At 68.6% G+C, this 15708-nt stretch carries 13 protein-coding genes; 7 read left to right on the top strand and 6 right to left on the bottom strand.

The window, feature by feature from the left end:
- Positions 1-78 precede the first annotated feature (78 nt).
- Positions 79-1239, top strand: coding sequence for a glutaminase A (gene glsA, locus JL108_RS06555; RefSeq protein WP_205197579.1), 1161 nt, complete (start codon positions 79-81; stop codon positions 1237-1239).
- 161 nt (positions 1240-1400) lie between these two features.
- Here glsA and tatB read toward each other — a convergent pair whose 3' ends face one another.
- The 4 genes from tatB to JL108_RS06535 all read right to left on the bottom strand — a co-directional run bounded on the left by tatB (position 1401) and on the right by JL108_RS06535 (position 4718).
- The gene (gene tatB / locus JL108_RS06550; protein WP_240190764.1) at positions 1401-1700 is read right to left on the bottom strand and encodes a Sec-independent protein translocase protein TatB; all 300 of its coding nucleotides are present in this window, start codon (positions 1698-1700) and stop codon (positions 1401-1403) included.
- A gap of 26 nt (positions 1701-1726) precedes the next feature.
- On the bottom strand, positions 1727-2869 hold the full coding sequence (locus tag JL108_RS06545; protein WP_143914447.1) for a P-loop NTPase: 1143 nt from the start codon (positions 2867-2869) through the stop codon (positions 1727-1729).
- 83 nt (positions 2870-2952) lie between these two features.
- On the bottom strand, positions 2953-3459 hold the full coding sequence (locus tag JL108_RS06540; RefSeq protein ID WP_143914446.1) for a DUF1003 domain-containing protein: 507 nt from the start codon (positions 3457-3459) through the stop codon (positions 2953-2955).
- Positions 3456-4718, bottom strand: coding sequence for a magnesium transporter MgtE N-terminal domain-containing protein (locus JL108_RS06535; RefSeq protein ID WP_205197578.1), 1263 nt, complete (start codon positions 4716-4718; stop codon positions 3456-3458). Before JL108_RS06535 ends, JL108_RS06540 begins: the two co-directional genes overlap by 4 nt.
- 87 nt (positions 4719-4805) lie before the next feature.
- On the opposite strand from JL108_RS06535, the gene JL108_RS06530 reads away from it, so the two are divergent.
- The 3 genes from JL108_RS06530 to JL108_RS06520 all read left to right on the top strand — a co-directional run bounded on the left by JL108_RS06530 (position 4806) and on the right by JL108_RS06520 (position 9615).
- On the top strand, positions 4806-5681 hold the full coding sequence (locus JL108_RS06530) for a DMT family transporter (protein WP_205197577.1): 876 nt from the start codon (positions 4806-4808) through the stop codon (positions 5679-5681).
- A 173-nt stretch (positions 5682-5854) separates the two neighbouring features.
- On the top strand, positions 5855-7045 hold the full coding sequence (locus tag JL108_RS06525; RefSeq protein ID WP_205197576.1) for an acyl-CoA dehydrogenase family protein: 1191 nt from the start codon (positions 5855-5857) through the stop codon (positions 7043-7045).
- A gap of 5 nt (positions 7046-7050) precedes the next feature.
- A complete protein-coding gene (locus tag JL108_RS06520; protein ID WP_205197575.1) occupies positions 7051-9615 on the top strand; it encodes a DEAD/DEAH box helicase family protein in 2565 nt (854 codons plus the stop codon).
- A 103-nt stretch (positions 9616-9718) separates the two neighbouring features.
- Here the strand turns inward: JL108_RS06520 and JL108_RS06515 are convergent, their stop codons facing one another.
- Positions 9719-11626 (bottom strand): choice-of-anchor I family protein, encoded by a 1908-nt coding sequence (locus tag JL108_RS06515; protein WP_307837207.1) that lies wholly within the window; start codon positions 11624-11626, stop codon positions 9719-9721.
- 144 nt (positions 11627-11770) lie between these two features.
- On the opposite strand from JL108_RS06515, the gene JL108_RS06510 reads away from it, so the two are divergent.
- Positions 11771-12604: an alpha/beta fold hydrolase gene (locus JL108_RS06510; protein ID WP_205197574.1), complete on the top strand. Its 834-nt coding sequence runs from the start codon at positions 11771-11773 to the stop codon at positions 12602-12604.
- Here the strand turns inward: JL108_RS06510 and JL108_RS06505 are convergent.
- Positions 12601-13398 (bottom strand): aminoglycoside adenylyltransferase domain-containing protein, encoded by a 798-nt coding sequence (locus JL108_RS06505; protein WP_205197573.1) that lies wholly within the window; start codon positions 13396-13398, stop codon positions 12601-12603. The genes JL108_RS06510 and JL108_RS06505 overlap by 4 nt on opposite strands.
- A 42-nt stretch (positions 13399-13440) precedes the next feature.
- Here JL108_RS06505 and JL108_RS06500 point away from each other — a divergent pair, with 42 nt between their 5' ends.
- On the top strand, positions 13441-14271 hold the full coding sequence (locus JL108_RS06500) for an SDR family oxidoreductase (protein ID WP_205197572.1): 831 nt from the start codon (positions 13441-13443) through the stop codon (positions 14269-14271).
- Between the two features lie 161 nt (positions 14272-14432).
- Positions 14433-15647, top strand: coding sequence for an HNH endonuclease signature motif containing protein (locus JL108_RS06495; RefSeq protein ID WP_205197571.1), 1215 nt, complete (start codon positions 14433-14435; stop codon positions 15645-15647).
- Positions 15648-15708 lie beyond the last annotated feature (61 nt).

Below are 15708 nucleotides of genomic sequence, written 5' to 3'. Positions count from 1 at the left end.
CGAGCGCAGCGAGGGAACGATGGGGGTTGTCATGTCGGTGCGCGCGTATCGTGTGGTTCTTCTTTGGCGGGTGCCGGCATGACCGATGATCCCATCGTCGATGCCCTGACCACCGTTCTCGACGACGTTCGCGATGACACGTCCGGCGACGTCGCGGACTACATCCCCGAACTGGCGTCAGCGGATGCCGATGCGCTCTCCTTGGTGCTCGTCTCACCGCACGGCGGCGTCCATGCGGCCGGGGATGCCGGCCACCGCTTCACCCTCCAGTCGATCTCCAAGCCGTTCGCCTTCGCTCTCGCCCTGCAGACCCTCGGCCGCGATGAGGTGCTCGAACGAGTCGGCGTCGAACCCAGCGGCGAGCCGTTCAATGCCATCAGCCTCGAGCCGGGGAGCGGCAAGCCCGACAACCCGATGATCAACGCGGGGGCGATCGCCACCACCGCGATGGCACCCGGCGAGACCATCGAGGAGAAGACCTCGAGCCTGCTGACGCTGATGTCGGCATGCGCGGGCCGGGAGCTGAAGGTGGACGAGGATGTCTACGCCTCGGAGTCCGAGACGGGGGAGCGCAATCGCGGTATCGCGCACCTGCTGGCCTCCTATCGGGCCTTCGACTGCGGGGTCGACACGGCCGTCGAGAGCTACTTCCGCCAGTGCTCGATACAGGTCGATGCGAAGGATGTGGCGACGATGGCGGCCACCTTGGCCTTCGGCGGGCGCAATCCGGCGACGGGCGAGCAGGTGCTGGCGCCCGAGGTGACCCGCGATGTCGTGGCCGTGATGTCCTCCTGCGGCATGTACGACGCGTCGGGACGGTGGACGGTCCGCGTCGGACTGCCCGCCAAGAGCGGCGTCTCCGGCGGCATCATCGCCGTCGATCCGTCGGAGTTCGGTGTCGCGGCGTTCAGCCCGCGGCTCGACCGGTTCGGCAACAGCGTGCGCGGGGTGCGTGCGCTGGAGGAGATCTCGCGTCGCTTCGGCCTGCACATGCTCGCCGACCGCCCGGAGACCTCGTCGCCGGTCGTGGATGTCGATCACCGCGACGACGCCACCGTCGTCCGCCTGCACGGTCACATCAACTTCGGCACGGCGGCCCAGGTCGCGCATCGGATGCGTGAGGAGGCCGCCACGGCGCGGCTGATGCTCGATCTGCGAGACACCGAGAGGCTCGACGAGTCCTGCGGCGTGGTCCTGCGTCGAGTCGCCGCCGACCTCGACGCCTCCATCGAGGAGTGACCCTCCGCCCCGGTAGCGGTAGACCATCAACCTCACCTCTCACCGGGCGGTAGACCATCAACCTCATCAAGGCTCGATGAGGTTGACTGTCTACCTCCCACGCGAGGGAAGGGTTGATGGCCTACCGCCAACAGGTGAGCAGGCGGGGGAGGTGAGCGAGGTCAGGTGGCTTCGTCGTCGTACGGGGGGATCTCTCCGGGGCGCAGGATCCGCGCGGGCGGTACCGGCGGCGGCGTGGCATCGCGGTCCTGTTCGGCGAGGACCTCGCGCACCGCCTGGCGGGGGTCGAGGTCCTTCCAGTCGTCGCCGACCTCACGCTGCAGATCCGCTTTGGCGTTGTCGGCCATCTGCTTGACGGTCCGCAGGAAGCGGGCCGACTGGCGGGCCAGCTCCGGCAACCGGTCCGGACCGAAGACGATCATCGCCACGATGAGGATGACCGCGATCTCCGGCCATCCCATCCCGAACACGGGTCAGGCTCCGCGGGTCACAGCCGGCCGGCGGGGGACAGCCCGAGCTGCATGCCCGCCAACCCCCGCTGCCGACCGCTGAGGGCATCGGCGACGCCCTGCAGCACGACGGCCGAAGGGGCCGAGGGATCGGCTCCGACGATGGGATCGCCGGAGTCCCCGCCCTCGCGGAACTTCTCCTCCAGCGGCACCCGGCCGAGCACCTGTACGTCGTAGCCGAGACGAGAGCTCAGCTTGGTGGCGACCTCGTCGGCACCACCGGATCCGAAGACCTCCATGCGTTCGCCGCTCGGCAGCTGGAGATACGACATGTTCTCGATGACGCCGACGACCCGCTGGTGCATCATCGAGGCCATCGTGCCGGCGCGCTCAGCGACCTGCGCGGCCGCCTGCTGCGGTGTGGTGACGACGATGACCTCCGCACCGGGCAGATGCTGCCCGAGGCTGATGGCCATGTCGCCGGTGCCGGGGGGAAGGTCGAGGAACAGCGCGTCCAGATCGCCCCAGTACACATCGGCCAGCATCTGCACGAGTGCGCGGTCGAGCATCGGTCCGCGCCAGGCGACGACCTGGTCCTTGCGAGGCTTGAGCATGCCGATGCTGATGACCTTCATGCCCTCGGCCGCGGGCACGGGCATGATCATCTCCTCGACCTGCGTCGGACGCTGGTCGCCGAGCCCGAGCATGTCGGGAATCGAGTGGCCGTAGATGTCGGCATCGACGATGCCGACCTTGAGTCCGCTGCGTGCCATCGCGAGCGCCAGGTTGACGGTCACCGAGGACTTGCCGACGCCGCCCTTGCCGGAGGCGATGGCGTAGACCTTGGTCAGCGAGCCCGGCTGGGCGAAGGGGATCTCGCGCTCGGCGCGGCCACCGCGCAGGTGCTCCTGCATGGCCTTGCGCTGCTCATCGGTCATGACGCCCATGTCCACGGTGGCGAGGTGCGCCGGGGCGACCTTGGCGACCGCGGCCGTCACGTCACGGTTGAGCGTGTCCTTGAGGGGGCAGCCCGCGACGGTCAGCAGCAGACGGACGGTGATCGTCTCGTCGGTGATGGTGATCGTGTCGACCATCCCCAGTTCGGTGATGGGACGCTTGATCTCCGGGTCGTTGACGGCGGAGAGCGCCTCGCGGACCTGGTCCTCAGTCACGGCAGCCATGATTCCTATCGTACGTGCCGCCGAAACCGCCCCGACACCCCGTTGAGGGTGCGGGAGGTGCCCCACACTCAACGGGTACCCGGTCAGCGCGGGGTGTCGGGGGCGTCGTCCTCGGGCTCCTTCATCTCCGCGATGAGGGAGCGGAGCTCGCCGCGCAGGAAGTCGCGTGTCGCGACCTCGCCGAGGCTGAGTCGCAGGCTGGCGACCTCGCGCGTGAGGAACTCCATGTCGGCATGGGAGCGGCTGGCGGCCTCACGATCCTGTTCGGCGGTGATCCGGTCCCGCGCCTCCTGGCGGTTCTGCGCGAGCAGGATCAGCGGGGCAGCGTAGGAGGCCTGCAAGGACAGCATCAATGTCAGGAAGATGAAGGGATAGGAGTCGAAGCGCCAGGACGGCGGCGTGAGGATATTCCATGCCAGCCACGCCGCGATGAACATCGTCATCCAGGCGATGAAGGTCGCCGTGCCGAGGAATCGCGCGGCCCCCTCGGCGAAGCGACCGAAGCGCTCGGGATCGGGGTCGCGGCGTGGTCGCAGCGACCGGCGCAGGTCGCGTGGTTGGTCCAGGCGTGCGCGCTCTCGTTCGGTCATCGGACCAGGCCCCCTTCCAGTGCGGTGTCGTCCTGTTCGCGCCATCCTTCGGGCAGCAGATGGTCGAGGACGTCGTCGATGGTCACGGCGCCCAGCAGATGCTGGTTCTCGTCCACCACCGGGAGCGCCACCATGTCGTAGGCCGCGAGCAGACTCGAGACCTGAGCCAGCGACGTCTCCGGGCGCGGCCAGTCGATGTCATTGTCGACGATCGCTCCCACGAGGGTGGAGGGCGGTTCTCGCAGCAGCGCCTGGAAGTGCACGACACCCAGGAACCTGCCCGTGGGCGTCTCCACGGGTGGACGGCACACATAGATCATCGCCGCCAGCGCCGGCGGGAGCTCCGGCTCGCGGATCAGCGCGAGTGCCTCGGCGATGGTCGCGTCCGGGAGCAGCACGACCGGCTCGGTGGTCATCATGCCGCCGGCGGTGCGGTCCTCGTATTCCATCAGTCGCCGGACATCGTCGGCGTCCTCGGGCTCCATGAGCAGCAGCAGCTGTTCGGCGGTCTTCGCGGGCAGGCCGCCGAGCAGGTCGGCCGCGTCGTCCGGGTTCATCTCGCCGAGGACGTCGGCGCCGCGGTCCGGATCGAGGACGCCCAGGATCTCGGCCTGGAAAGCGTCGGGCATCTCCTCGAGGACATCGGCCAGGCGCTCGTCCCCGAGCTCGGCGACGATCTCGAGCCGGCGCTTGGGGGTGAGATCGCGCAGGGCGCTTGCGAAGTCGGCGGGCCGCATCTCGTCCATGGTCGCGAGCAGATGCGTGGCACCCTGCCCGCTCTCGTCCTGGGCGAGACCGCTCACCTCGTCCCACTCCAGCACGTGGCTCGCACCGCGTCGGCTGAAGCGCTTGCCCTTCTCCTGCACCGCGACATCCGAGACGTACCAGTCTCGTCGCGGATCGGACTCGATCGCGAGATCGTAGACCGTGCCCTCGAGCCCTTCGCCGAAGGACACCGTTCGGTCGAACAGCTCGTGGACGGCGAGAGTCTCCGTGCGGCGTTGCTCGAAGCGGCGCAGGTTGAGGACACCGGTGGTGATGATCTGGCCGGAGTCCATCGATGTGACTCGCATGATCGGCAGGAACACACGTCTGCGGCCCAGGATCTCGACGACGAGACCCAGGACACGAGGTCGTTGGCGGGCGGTGCGGACCGCCAGGACGACATCGCGGAGTTTGCCGACCTGATCGCCCACGGGGTCGAAGACCGCCTGTCCGACGATGCGGGACAGGAAGATGCGTCCGGTGGTCGTACTCACGGTAGAACTCTAGCCACGGGTCCCGATGGGCGGCGATGTGAAGGAGGCGGGATCCGGTGCTCCGCGCGCGCCGGGGAGACTGTTCCCGTGAGCGTGTTCCTGCTGGCGGTGGCGATCCTCGGCGTCTCGGCCTCGGGACCGCTCATGGCGGCCATCGCGGCACCGGCGCTGGCCATTGCCTTCTGGCGCAATGCGGCCGCCACGGTGTTGTTGGCGCCCTTCGCCCTGACGGCCGGCCGTCGTGACCTGATGCGCCTGGGACGCAGACGGTGGGGGCTCGTGGTGTTCGCCGGCGTGATGCTGGCCGGACACTTCGCGACCTGGATCGCCGCGCTCAAGCTGACCTCGGTGGCCGCCGCGATCGCGCTGGTCTCCATGCAGGTGCTCTGGGTGGTGGTGATCGAGGCCTTCCGCGGCACGCGCACCGCACCGGTCGTCCTCGCCGGGTGCGCGCTGGCGATCGCCGGGGTACTCGCGATCACCGGTGTCGACCTCGGTGTCTCGCGCGATGCGCTGATCGGCGATGCGCTCGCGCTCGCGGGAGGGCTGTTCGCGGCCCTCTACGTCGTCGCCGGCGGTCGAGCGCGAGCGAGTATGAGCACCACGACGTACACCTTCTGCGTCTACGGGGTGTGCTCGGTGACGACCGCCGCGCTCTGCGTGGCTCTCGGGGTGGGACTGACGGGGATCTCGGGGCGCGACTGGTGGTTGATCGCCGGTGTGGTGCTCTGCGCGCAGTTCCTCGGCCACTCGATCATCAACCATCTGCTGGCGGTGATGACGCCGGTGGTGATCTCCTTGGCGCTGCTCCTCGAAGTGCCCACCGCGGCGATGCTCGCGGCCGTCTTCCTCGGTGAGGCGTTGCCGTGGGGCACCTATGTCGGGCTCGCGCTCATCCTCGGCGGACTGGTGGTCGTCATCTCCGCGCAGGGCAGACGGGTGCCGCCGCCGGCACCGGCGTAGAACCGAGACGTGCTCCCCGTTCGTCAACCGAGAGCTCCGGTGGTCGACGAACGGGGAGCACATCTCGGTCGAGGTGGGCGAGGCGTGAGGCGGAACACGCTACTCGCCGGTCACTCGCGGTGCCGCTCGCGGTACAGTCGCGACGATCACACCTGACACCGAGGAGGATCCCCATGGGTCGTCTTGTCCGTACCGAAGGCCTGACCGATGAGCAGGAGGAGATCCTCAAGCTCGTACGGCAGTTCGTGGAGAAGGAGATCCTGCCGGTCGCGACGGACCTGGAGCATAAGGACGAGTACCCGACGGACATCGTCGAGGGGCTCAAGGAGCTGGGCATCTTCGGGCTGATGATCCCCGAGGAGTACGGGGGCCTCGGCGAGTCGCTGCTCACCTATGCGCTGGTGGTCGAGGAGATCGCGCGCGGCTGGATGAGCGTCTCCGGTGTGATCAACACGCACTTCATCGTGGCGTACATGCTGATGCAGCACGGCACCGAGGAGCAGAAGCAGAAGTACCTGCCGAAGATGGCGACAGGCGAGGTGCGGGGCGCGTTCAGCATGTCCGAGCCGTCGCTGGGCTCGGATGTCTCGGCGGTCTCCACCAAGGCCACGAAGGTCGACGACGGCTATGAGATCACCGGGCAGAAGATGTGGCTGACCAATGGCGGCTCGTCGACGCTCGTCGCGGTGCTGTGCAAGACCGACGAGGGCGCTGACAGCGTCTACCGGAACATGACCACCTTCCTGATCGAGAAGGAGCCCGGCTTCGGCGAGACGGCCCAGGGGATCACGATCCCGGGCAAGATCGACAAGATGGGCTACAAGGGCATCGACACCACCGAGATGATCCTGGAGAAGCACCGGATCAGTGCCGATCAGGTTCTCGGCGGCGAGCCCGGCAAGGGCTTCTACCAGATGATGGACGGGGTCGAGGTCGGCCGCGTCAACGTCGGTGCCCGCGCGGTGGGCATCGCCAATCGCGCCTTCGAGCTGGGTGTGGCTTACGCGCAGCAGCGCGAGACCTTCGGTAAGCCGATCGCGCAGCATCAGGCGGTGCTGTTCCGGATCGCGGAGATGGCGACCAAGGTCGAGACCGCGCATTCGATGGTCGTGCGGGCGGCGCGGCTCAAGGACGCCGGCGAGCGGATGGACGTCGAGGCCGGCATGGCCAAGATGGTCGCGAGCGAGTACTGCAATGAGGTCGTCGAGGCGTCGTTCCGTATCCACGGCGGCTACGGCTACTCCAAGGAGTACGAGATCGAGCGGCTGTACCGCGAGGCCGCCTTCATGCTGATCGGCGAGGGCACGTCCGATATCCAGAAGATGATCATCGGGCGCAGCCTGCTCAAGGACTACAAGCTCTGAGCCAGGTGCCCTACGCGCTCCGGCGCTTCCAGCGCGAGGCCCTCGCGACGTTGACCGAACGACGTCGCGAGGGCCGCCGCCGTCTCTGGGTCTCCCTGCCTCCGGGAGCGGGCAAGACGGTGCTGGGGATGGAGTTCCTCCGCGAGCTGGAGCAGCCGGCCGTCGTCTTCTGTCCCAATACCGCCATCCAGGGTCAGTGGACGCGGACCTGGGAGCGCTATGACTCACGGCCGGTCTCGACGGCCCGCGATCTCGACGGCCCCTTCACCGCCCTCACCTACCAGTCGCTCGCGAGCTTCGACCCCGACGAGCGGACCGGGGAGGAAGCGCCCCTCGTCGACCGGCTGCACGAGAACGGCAAGGCGCTGGTGTCCGCGCTCCACGCCGCCGGCCCGGTGACGGTCGTCCTGGACGAGTGCCATCACCTGCTGGAGACGTGGGGTGCACTGCTCACCGAGGTGCTGGCGGAGATGCCGGAGGCGCACGTCCTCGGCCTCACCGCCACGCCTCCGGGCACCCTGTCGAAGCGGCAGGCGGCGCAGGTGGAGGAGCTGTTCGGCGACATCGTCTACAGCGCGTCGATCCCGGCCGCGGTGCGCGAAGGCGATCTCGCGCCCTTCGCGGAACTGGCGTGGCTCACCACGCCCGATGCCGACGAGGACCGCTGGCTGGATGACTCCTCGCGACGTTTCGCCGAGCTGACGACCGAGCTGCTGGACCCGGATTACGGCACGACACCGCTCCTGATGTGGTGTGACCGCAGATTCGGCGAGCTGCCGGTCGGCTGGAACACCTTCGCGCGGGAGGAGCCCGAGCTGGCGCGGTCGGCGCTCCGCCTCGTTCATGCGGGTCTGCTGGCCCTTCCTGAGGGTGCCCGTCTCACCGAGGAGCACCGGGTCCCGCTGTCGACCGATGACTGGTCCGCGCTCCTCGACGACTGGGTCGGCGGCTGCCTCCGGCACAGTGAGGACCCGGTGGACGAGGCAGTGATCGACGATCTGAGGGCCGCACTGCCCGGTATCGGGCTGCAGGCCTCACGCCGTGGGGTCTCGCGTCCCGCGCAGTCGCGGGTGGACCGGGTGCTGAGCCGGAGCGTGAGCAAGATGCGCGCCGCTGCCGAGATCGTGGGGATCGAGCACATCGCGCTGGGGGAGCGGCTGCGGGCGGTCGTGGTGTGCGACTTTGAACGCGCGAGCGCGACGTCCGCGGCGGCTCTGCAAGGGGCGCCGGCCGAGCACGGGTCGGCCTTCGAGGTGATGGCCGGCCTCGCTGATGCGCCCGTCGACGCGGTGCTGATGACCGGACGCACGGTAGCTGCGCGACCGCCCGTCGTCGACCGCCTGCTGACGTTCATCGCCGCGCGGCAACCGGAGATCGCGGGCCGGCTCGAGACCAGGGAGATCGAGGGTGCACCTGATCTGGTCGAACTCGCCGGGCCCTGGACGAGTCGGCGGTGGGTGCCGCTGGTCACGGACTTCTTCGGCGAGGGCCACTGTCAGGTGCTGGTCGGCACCCGAGCGCTGCTCGGCGAGGGGTGGGATGCCCAGCAGGTCACGACGTTGATCGATCTGTCGACGGCGAGCACGAGCTCCGCGGTCATCCAGACCCGAGGCCGGGCCTTGCGTATCGACCCGGACTGGAGCCGGAAGGTGGCGCTCACCTGGAGCGTCGTCTGCGTCGCCCACGATCACCCCGGCGGTGACAGCGACTGGCGGCGCTTCGTGCGGAAGCACGATGGCTACTTCGGTGTCGACGATGACGGTCAGATCGTCTCGGGCGTGCCCCATGTGGACGCCCGGTTCTCTCCCTACGTGCCGCCGGACCTCACTGATCTGGCGGCGATCAACGACGCGATGGCGGTACGTGCGCAGGACCGCGAGGTGATCGGCCGGCGCTGGCGGGTGGGTGAGCCCTATGAGGACCGGTCCCGCACGGTCCTTCGGGTCGTCGCGGACGGGGGCGCGTCCGTCCCGATGGTCGATGCTCCCCGAGCTGATCCGGCCCCTCCGTGGGCCCGGATGGGTGAGCACGGCGTCGAGGGCGAGAAGGTGCGACGGCACCCCTGGCGCGCCGCCCGCGAGGCCGCGCGGGACGACGGCCTGGTCGCGCACGCCTACCTCGTCGCCGACGCACTCGCTCTCGGTGGTCTGTACGCGCCGGGTGCCGCCGGAGTCGAGGTCCTGGTCGACGCGACCGGGGCCTACCGCTTCTCACTGCGGGACGAGCCCGAGGACGGGATCTTCGCGCAGGCCCTCGAGGAGCTGCTCGCTCCGATCACCGTCCCGCGCTACCTCGTCGCTCGTCAGCTCGCACCGCCCGCCGGCGCGGCAGCCGGATGGGCGGTGTTCTTCGGGCGGGCCCGTCCGGTCGGTCACACCTGGTACGCGGTGCCCGGAGAGTTCGCCCGTCGTCGCGATCGGCGCGAGGCGTTCGCCCAGAGCTGGGCGCGCTGGTTCGGTCCGTCCACGCTGCACGCTGCCGACTCACCGGAGGGAGAGGCGGCCCTGGCGGCCAGCGCGGGCCTCGCTCCCGCCGCCGTGCACACTCTCGTGCGTTCCGCCTGGTCCTGACCCCTGCCCGCGTTCCACGGGCTCGAGAGGTCACCGGCTCCTCGCGGGCAGGATTGCACCACTCGCGGGGAGCGGAAGTGGGATCGTCAGCGATCCGTTCAGGTCAGGAGCCCAGCCGCCTCCGCGCGAGGAGACCGCCGCCGGCGAGTAGGGCAGCGCCGAGCGCGAACCACCAGGGCGAGACCGTGGCACCGGTGCCCGGCAGATCGCCGGTGGGCTTCTTCGCGGGAGAGTCTCCCGGCGGGTCGGTCCCCGGTGCGTCTGTGGGCGCCGGTTCGGAGGGCGGCTCGGTCGGTGCCGGCTCCGTGGGCGCGGGCTCGGTCGGCTCCGGGTCCGGTCCTGGACCGGACCCGTCCTCGTCGTCGACCGTCACGGCGAAGAAGGTCGTCGAGCCCGAGACCTCGTTGCCCGTGATGACGAGCGGCTGTTCGGTGGGGGAGTCGGTGGCGTCCACGAAGGCCACCCCCTCGGGTCCGAGGTCGCCGGCGCGTCGCAGCACATCCGCGGGGTCGGCTCCACCGTCGATCTCCTGCTCGGCCGAGACGGAGAAGTCGCGCTCATTGGTGTAGCGGACGAACTCCGGTGCGGTGGGGTCGGTGATGTCGTAGACGATCACCCCGCCGACCCGCTCGAAGCCGATGAAGGCATAGGTCCGGTCGCCGACCTGACCGATCGCCAGGTTCTCCGGCTCGGGACCTTTGTCGTCGCTGCGGCCGTCGAAGTTCGACTCCGAATGGTTGGAATTGAAGTGCTCCGGGAGCGCCTCGGCCACGATCCGCTCGAACTCATCGCCGGAGTCGAACACGAGATCGCCCTCGGGGGTCCAGATGGAGAAGGACCGGCTGCCGAAGGAGTACAGCTGCTCGTAGCAGGAGCCGTCCTCACGCAGACCGTTCTCCAGCGTGACGTTCAGGCGGCCGAGGTCGGCATCGCCGGTCAACGCGGCGGCGGGAGCATCCTCGCAGATCGGCGCCAGGCCGTCCTTGCCGAGGTTCTTGACGCGGGCGCCTTCTGCGTAGTCGCCCCATTCCCTCGAGTCGCCTTCGTTCGCGGTCACGAGATAGGTCTGTCCGCCCGCGGAGTAAGCACCGATGCCGTCGGGTTGATACATGCCGAGCACCGGCTGAGGCTCGATCGCGATCGCGTCGTCCCGGTCCGAGGCGTCGAAGCCCATACCCGGCTGGCTGTGATCCTTGAAACCCATCGGCCAGAGGTCGGTCACCTGGGCGCCGATGAGGTCGACCACCGCGATCGCGTTGTTCTCCTGCAGAGTCACGTAGGCGGTGGTGCCGTCGATGGCGACGTACTCGGGTTCGAGATTGGCCGACACGGGACGATCGGCGTTCACCTCGGGTCCGAAGATCCGGACCTCCTCGGGCAGGTCGCGTGGGCCGTTCTCCTCCCAGTTGTGGAAGGTCGCGGTGCGAACGGCCTCCTGGCCCGGGGCGGTGAGCTCATCGGGCAGCGTGACCACGCTGACCGTCCCCTCCGGGTCGGCGCTGTAGTCGTCGGCGGGTTCGCCCTCGTCGGCCGAGACTGCGTAGGCGCCGTCGGGCGAGATGCTGACCATGTCGGGTTGTGCGCCGACCTCGACGGTGCCGAGGTTCTGCAGTGTGGTCGCGTCGGCGAACAGCAGGTGTCCGGGATCGGTCTTCGTCGGTGCCTCGATCGCGGCGACCACGAGGCCGTCCTCGCGTACCGAGAGGGAGTTCACCACCCCCTCCGGTGCCGCGATCGTGCCCACCTGGACCGGTGAAGTCGGATCCGAGGCATCGAGCACGTCGATCTGGCCGGACAAGGCGTTGACCACGAAGGTGCGCTGCGTGCCGGCGTGGAAGGCCACGATCTCCGCGGCGCTCTCGTCGAACTGGCCGCTGTGATGGGTGCCGAGCGGGGTCAGCGATCCGGCCGGATCGGTGTCGGCGGGGTACTGAGTGGTGGCTGCGCCCGCGGCGGAGGTCCCGAGGACCAGAGCCGCCGCGGCGGTCAAGGAGAGAAGTCGTCGATGCACGTGGCGAGACGCTAAGCACGGCAGACGACGATCGGACAGCGCTCGCGTGAACACGAGGTGGCTGCGGGGCGAAGCCTTCCGCGCCGGCCGTGTTGCCTGCGAGGATGGTGGACGACTCAGAGAACGACCGGATGAGGTGCAGCGATGCCGTTCGTCGAGCTGGAGGCCGGACCCCTCGCTTACGAGGACACCGGCGGAGACGGCCCTGTGATCGTGCTCTGCCACGGCGTTCCGATGGACCACCGGGTCTGGCGCAAGGTCGTCCCGTTGTTGCCGGGCATGAGGATCATCGCGCCCACCTTGCCGCTCGGTGGTCATCGCCTGCCGATGCGTTCCGGTGCCGATCTCTCGCAGCGTGGCGTGGCCGGTATCCTCGGGGACTTCCTCGATGCGCTCGACCTCGACGACGTCACGCTCGTGCTGAACGACTGGGGTGGGGGTCAGTTCCTCATCAACGACGGACGCAGCGACCGCATCGGTGGCCTGGTGCTGGTGGCCTGCGAGGCCTTCGACAACTTCCCGCCCGGTCCGGCGAAGATCATGAACATCGCGGGCAGGATCCCTGGTGGCTTCTGGCTGCTGTTGCGGTTGATGGGCCTGCGGGTCTTCCGGCAGATGAAGCGCGGCTACGGTGGTATGTCGGTCGTCGGTCTGCCCGATGAGCTGATCATCGACTGGTTCCGTCCGGCGATGGCGGATCGGCGCATCCGGCGTGACTTCATCGCCTTCGCGACCGGCAACCCGTCTCGTGCCGAGCTGCTCCGGCTATCGCAGCAGTGGAGATCGTTCACCAAGCCGGTGTTGATCGTCTGGGCCGCCGAGGATCGGCTGATGCCCGCCGTCCACGGCCCCCGGCTCGAGGCGCTCTACCCCGATTCCCGGCTGGAGGTCATCGAGGACGCGGCGACGCTCGTGGCAGAGGACCGGCCCGAGCTTCTCGCGGAACTCATCGCGGACTTCGCCCAGCGCGAACGTTAGGTTTCCAGGCCGACCGCGAGCTCAGCCAGACGTCGCGCCAGCGAGGCGGCCTCGCCGGTGAGACCGCTCCAGTCGTCGTCGACGATGCCGCGATAGCCGTCCCGTGCCCGTTCGAGCAGTGCTCGGTCATGTCCGTCGAGATGCGCGGCGACCCGGTCAGCCGCGGCGTCCTTGGACACGATCCGGCCGTCGCGGGCCGTCACCACGGCGCGCGCGAGGGTCAGCAGGACATTGCGCTCGTCGCCGTCGAGGTCGTCGAGCAGTCCGGGGATGCTGGCGACGACCGCGCGGCGCAGCATGTCTGGGTGGACGGCTTGGACGAGCTCTTCCAGGGGCGGGCCGAACAGCGCTCGATGCCCGGCGTGGGCAGTGGCCAGCAGTGTGACGATGTCGGGATCCCTCGTGGGCGGTGACAGTGCTCCGTCGATGAGCTCGGCGCGCTTCCACTCGCCGTACTGGAAGTCCCGCGACGGCCATTCGAGCAGAGGAACGATGTCGTCGAGGACCAGGCTCGTGAACTCGAGCGGACGTCTGTCCGCGGCTTCTGGGAAGCGCTCCGCGTGGCCGGGCCAGCCGGAGTGAGCCAGCAGCAGCGTGATCAGATTGGCGCGCTCGTCCGCGGTGAGGGAGCGGCGTGTGAGCAGCAACAGGTCGACATCGCTGTCGGGGCGGAGCCGGGAGATCGCCGAACCGTAGAGGTAGAAGCCGGCGACCGTCCCGGGATCATGCCGTCGCACATGGTCGATGACGGGCGCGATCAGCTTCTCGGTGATGGCATCCACAGGCGACTCCATTCCTCGAGACGGTAGCCGATCCCCGTCTGATCTACTGGGCTCATGCACCCCGCGCGCACGAGCGAACTGGCCCGCGAGCCACTGCCTCTACGTGGCCGGTCCGTGGTGGTCACCGGGGTCAGCCGCCGCGCGGGGATCGGCTACGCCCTCGCCTGCCGGCTCGCGGCCTATGGTGCGAGCGTCTTCTGCCACCACTTCTCGCCACATGACGACGAGCAGCCGTGGGGCTCCGATGACCTCGGCCTCGTGCTCGACGGTGTGCGCACTCACCTCGTCGGCGATGCGCGGGTGGTCGATCTGCACGCCGATCTCGCCGAGGAGGGCGTGCCGGAACACGTGATCGCGGCCGCTGTCGAGGAGTTCGGGCGCGTGGACGCGCTGGTGTGCAACCAGGCGCTCAGCGGCTCGGACGGTGCTCTCGGCGAGCTCACGGCGGTCGAGCTCGACCGTCATTGGGCGGTCGACGCGCGCGCGTCGATCCTGCTGGCGCAGGCCTTCGCGGCGCAGCACGAGGATGGAGCATCCGGCTCGATCGTCTTCCTGACATCGGGCCAGGGACTCGGGCCGATGCCGGGCGAGGTGGCTTACGCGGCGGCCAAGGCGGCGATCGCCGGAGTCACCACGACCATCGCGGACCAGCTGGCCGATCGCGGCATTCGAGTCAACACGGTCAATCCCGGTCCTGTCGACACCGGTTATCTCACCGAGGACATGATGCGGTCGGTCGGACCGATGTTCCCCTTCGGTCGGTACGGCGAGCCGGACGACCCGGCTCGGCTGATCGCGTGGCTGCTGACCGATGAGGCTCGGTGGATCGTCGGGCAGACGATCAGCACTGAGGGTGGTTTCGGCCGCTGGCGTCCGCGCGGCTGAGCCGTTTCACGATGCGGCCGCCTGGTCTGGTGGTGACGAAGGATGTGCCTCGGCGGTTGCTATGACTGCCAGGGAGTCACATCTTCCGTATCCCGGCAGGCCAACGAAGAAAGTCGCCACCATCTCTTGATGTTCGAATTTTTGTTCGATACTATAGGTGTATGAGTTCGGGGGATCTGGCGCAGCGGCTGCGGGAGACCGCGGCGTTGTTGGAGGCGTTCGCGCCTTCGACGGATGCGTTGCGGGCGTTGGAAGAGGTGCGGAATGCGGTGGACGCTGCCCAGGCTCAACTGACGGCTGAGATGTCCGAGACCCTCGAGCACGAGGGTGAGGGGTATAGCTCGGTGAAGGCGTGGTTGCGTGATCAGTTGCGGGTGAGCTCGCGGCGGGCGAGTGAGTTGGTCAGGTCTGGGGTGACCCTGAAACAGATCCCCGAGGCCGCCGAGCTGGCCTCAGCGGGTGGGATGTCGTTGGAACACGTCAAGCATCTGTCGTATGCGGTCACGCATGTCGGTCCGGGACACACCCGTGACCTGCTTCCGGAGCTGTTGGACGTGGCCTCGTCTCACGAACCGGCGGCTCTGCGTCAGGTGGTCCGTGCGTTGCGGGATGCGGTGTATCCCGATGAGTTGGATCAGGCGTGGATCGATGGCATGGCCCGTGAGGATATCCAGGTGAATCCGGTTCCCGACGGTGTTCACATCAACGGGTTCCTCAATTCGACCACCGGCGCGAAACTCACCGCCCTCCTGCAGTCGCTGTCGGCACCATCGGGTGCCGATGATCCGCGCACGAGTGCCCAGCGGCGGGTCGATGGGCTGGAACGACTCCTCGACTCGGTGTTGGAGAGCGGGCTACCGTGCGATAAGGGGGTGCGTCCGCACCTGGCCCTGACGATCGACGCGTCGACGTTGATGGACGATGCCGGGTCTGGGGAGTTGGTGGGGTTTGGGACCATCGGCATCCGCCAGCTGCAGGAGATGATCTGCGAAGCAGACATCACCCCCATCGCGGTCGGGGGTAAGGACGGAGTCCTGGACGTCGGCAGATCCAGCCGGTTGGCGACGCCCAGGCAACGGACTGCGGTCCTCGCCCGACAAGGACACCAATGCGCCTCACCTGGCTGTCGGGCGCCCGTGGTGCATATCCATCACATCATCTGGTGGTCCCGCGGCGGACCCACCAACCTGGCCAACCTCATCGGACTATGTCCCAGATGCCATAGAGCGGTCCATGCCGGGAGCCTGGTCATCGACCCCACGACCCACGAGTTCACCGACCGCCATGGCCGCCTCCTCCCCGGAGCCGACCCACGCCACCGACGACGACGCCTCCCCACACACCCACCGGCTACCCGTCTTCCACGAGCCGGCTGAACCGCGCTGTGATTCAGCGATGCGATGCGGCGTGCACCGCAGCCTTGATCCTCCGCATCGA

It is taken from the genome of Aeromicrobium sp. YIM 150415 (assembly GCF_016918125.1).
Lineage (GTDB): Bacteria > Actinomycetota > Actinomycetes > Propionibacteriales > Nocardioidaceae > Aeromicrobium > Aeromicrobium piscarium.
This window is presented reverse-complemented; position numbering and strand designations above follow the sequence as displayed.

Excerpts from the sequence above, each read along its gene's own strand:
- glsA (WP_205197579.1), top strand. The coding sequence starts at position 79 with ATGACCGATGATCCCATCGTCGATGCCCTGACCACCGTTCTCGACGAC.
- tatB (WP_240190764.1), bottom strand. The coding sequence starts at position 1,700 with ATGGGATGGCCGGAGATCGCGGTCATCCTCATCGTGGCGATGATCGTC.
- JL108_RS06545 (WP_143914447.1), bottom strand. The coding sequence starts at position 2,869 with ATGGCTGCCGTGACTGAGGACCAGGTCCGCGAGGCGCTCTCCGCCGTC.
- JL108_RS06540 (WP_143914446.1), bottom strand. The coding sequence starts at position 3,459 with ATGACCGAACGAGAGCGCGCACGCCTGGACCAACCACGCGACCTGCGC.
- JL108_RS06525 (WP_205197576.1), top strand. The coding sequence starts at position 5,855 with ATGGGTCGTCTTGTCCGTACCGAAGGCCTGACCGATGAGCAGGAGGAG.
- JL108_RS06510 (WP_205197574.1), top strand. The coding sequence starts at position 11,771 with ATGCCGTTCGTCGAGCTGGAGGCCGGACCCCTCGCTTACGAGGACACC.
- JL108_RS06505 (WP_205197573.1), bottom strand. The coding sequence starts at position 13,398 with ATGGAGTCGCCTGTGGATGCCATCACCGAGAAGCTGATCGCGCCCGTC.
- JL108_RS06500 (WP_205197572.1), top strand. The coding sequence starts at position 13,441 with ATGCACCCCGCGCGCACGAGCGAACTGGCCCGCGAGCCACTGCCTCTA.
- JL108_RS06495 (WP_205197571.1), top strand. The coding sequence starts at position 14,433 with ATGAGTTCGGGGGATCTGGCGCAGCGGCTGCGGGAGACCGCGGCGTTG.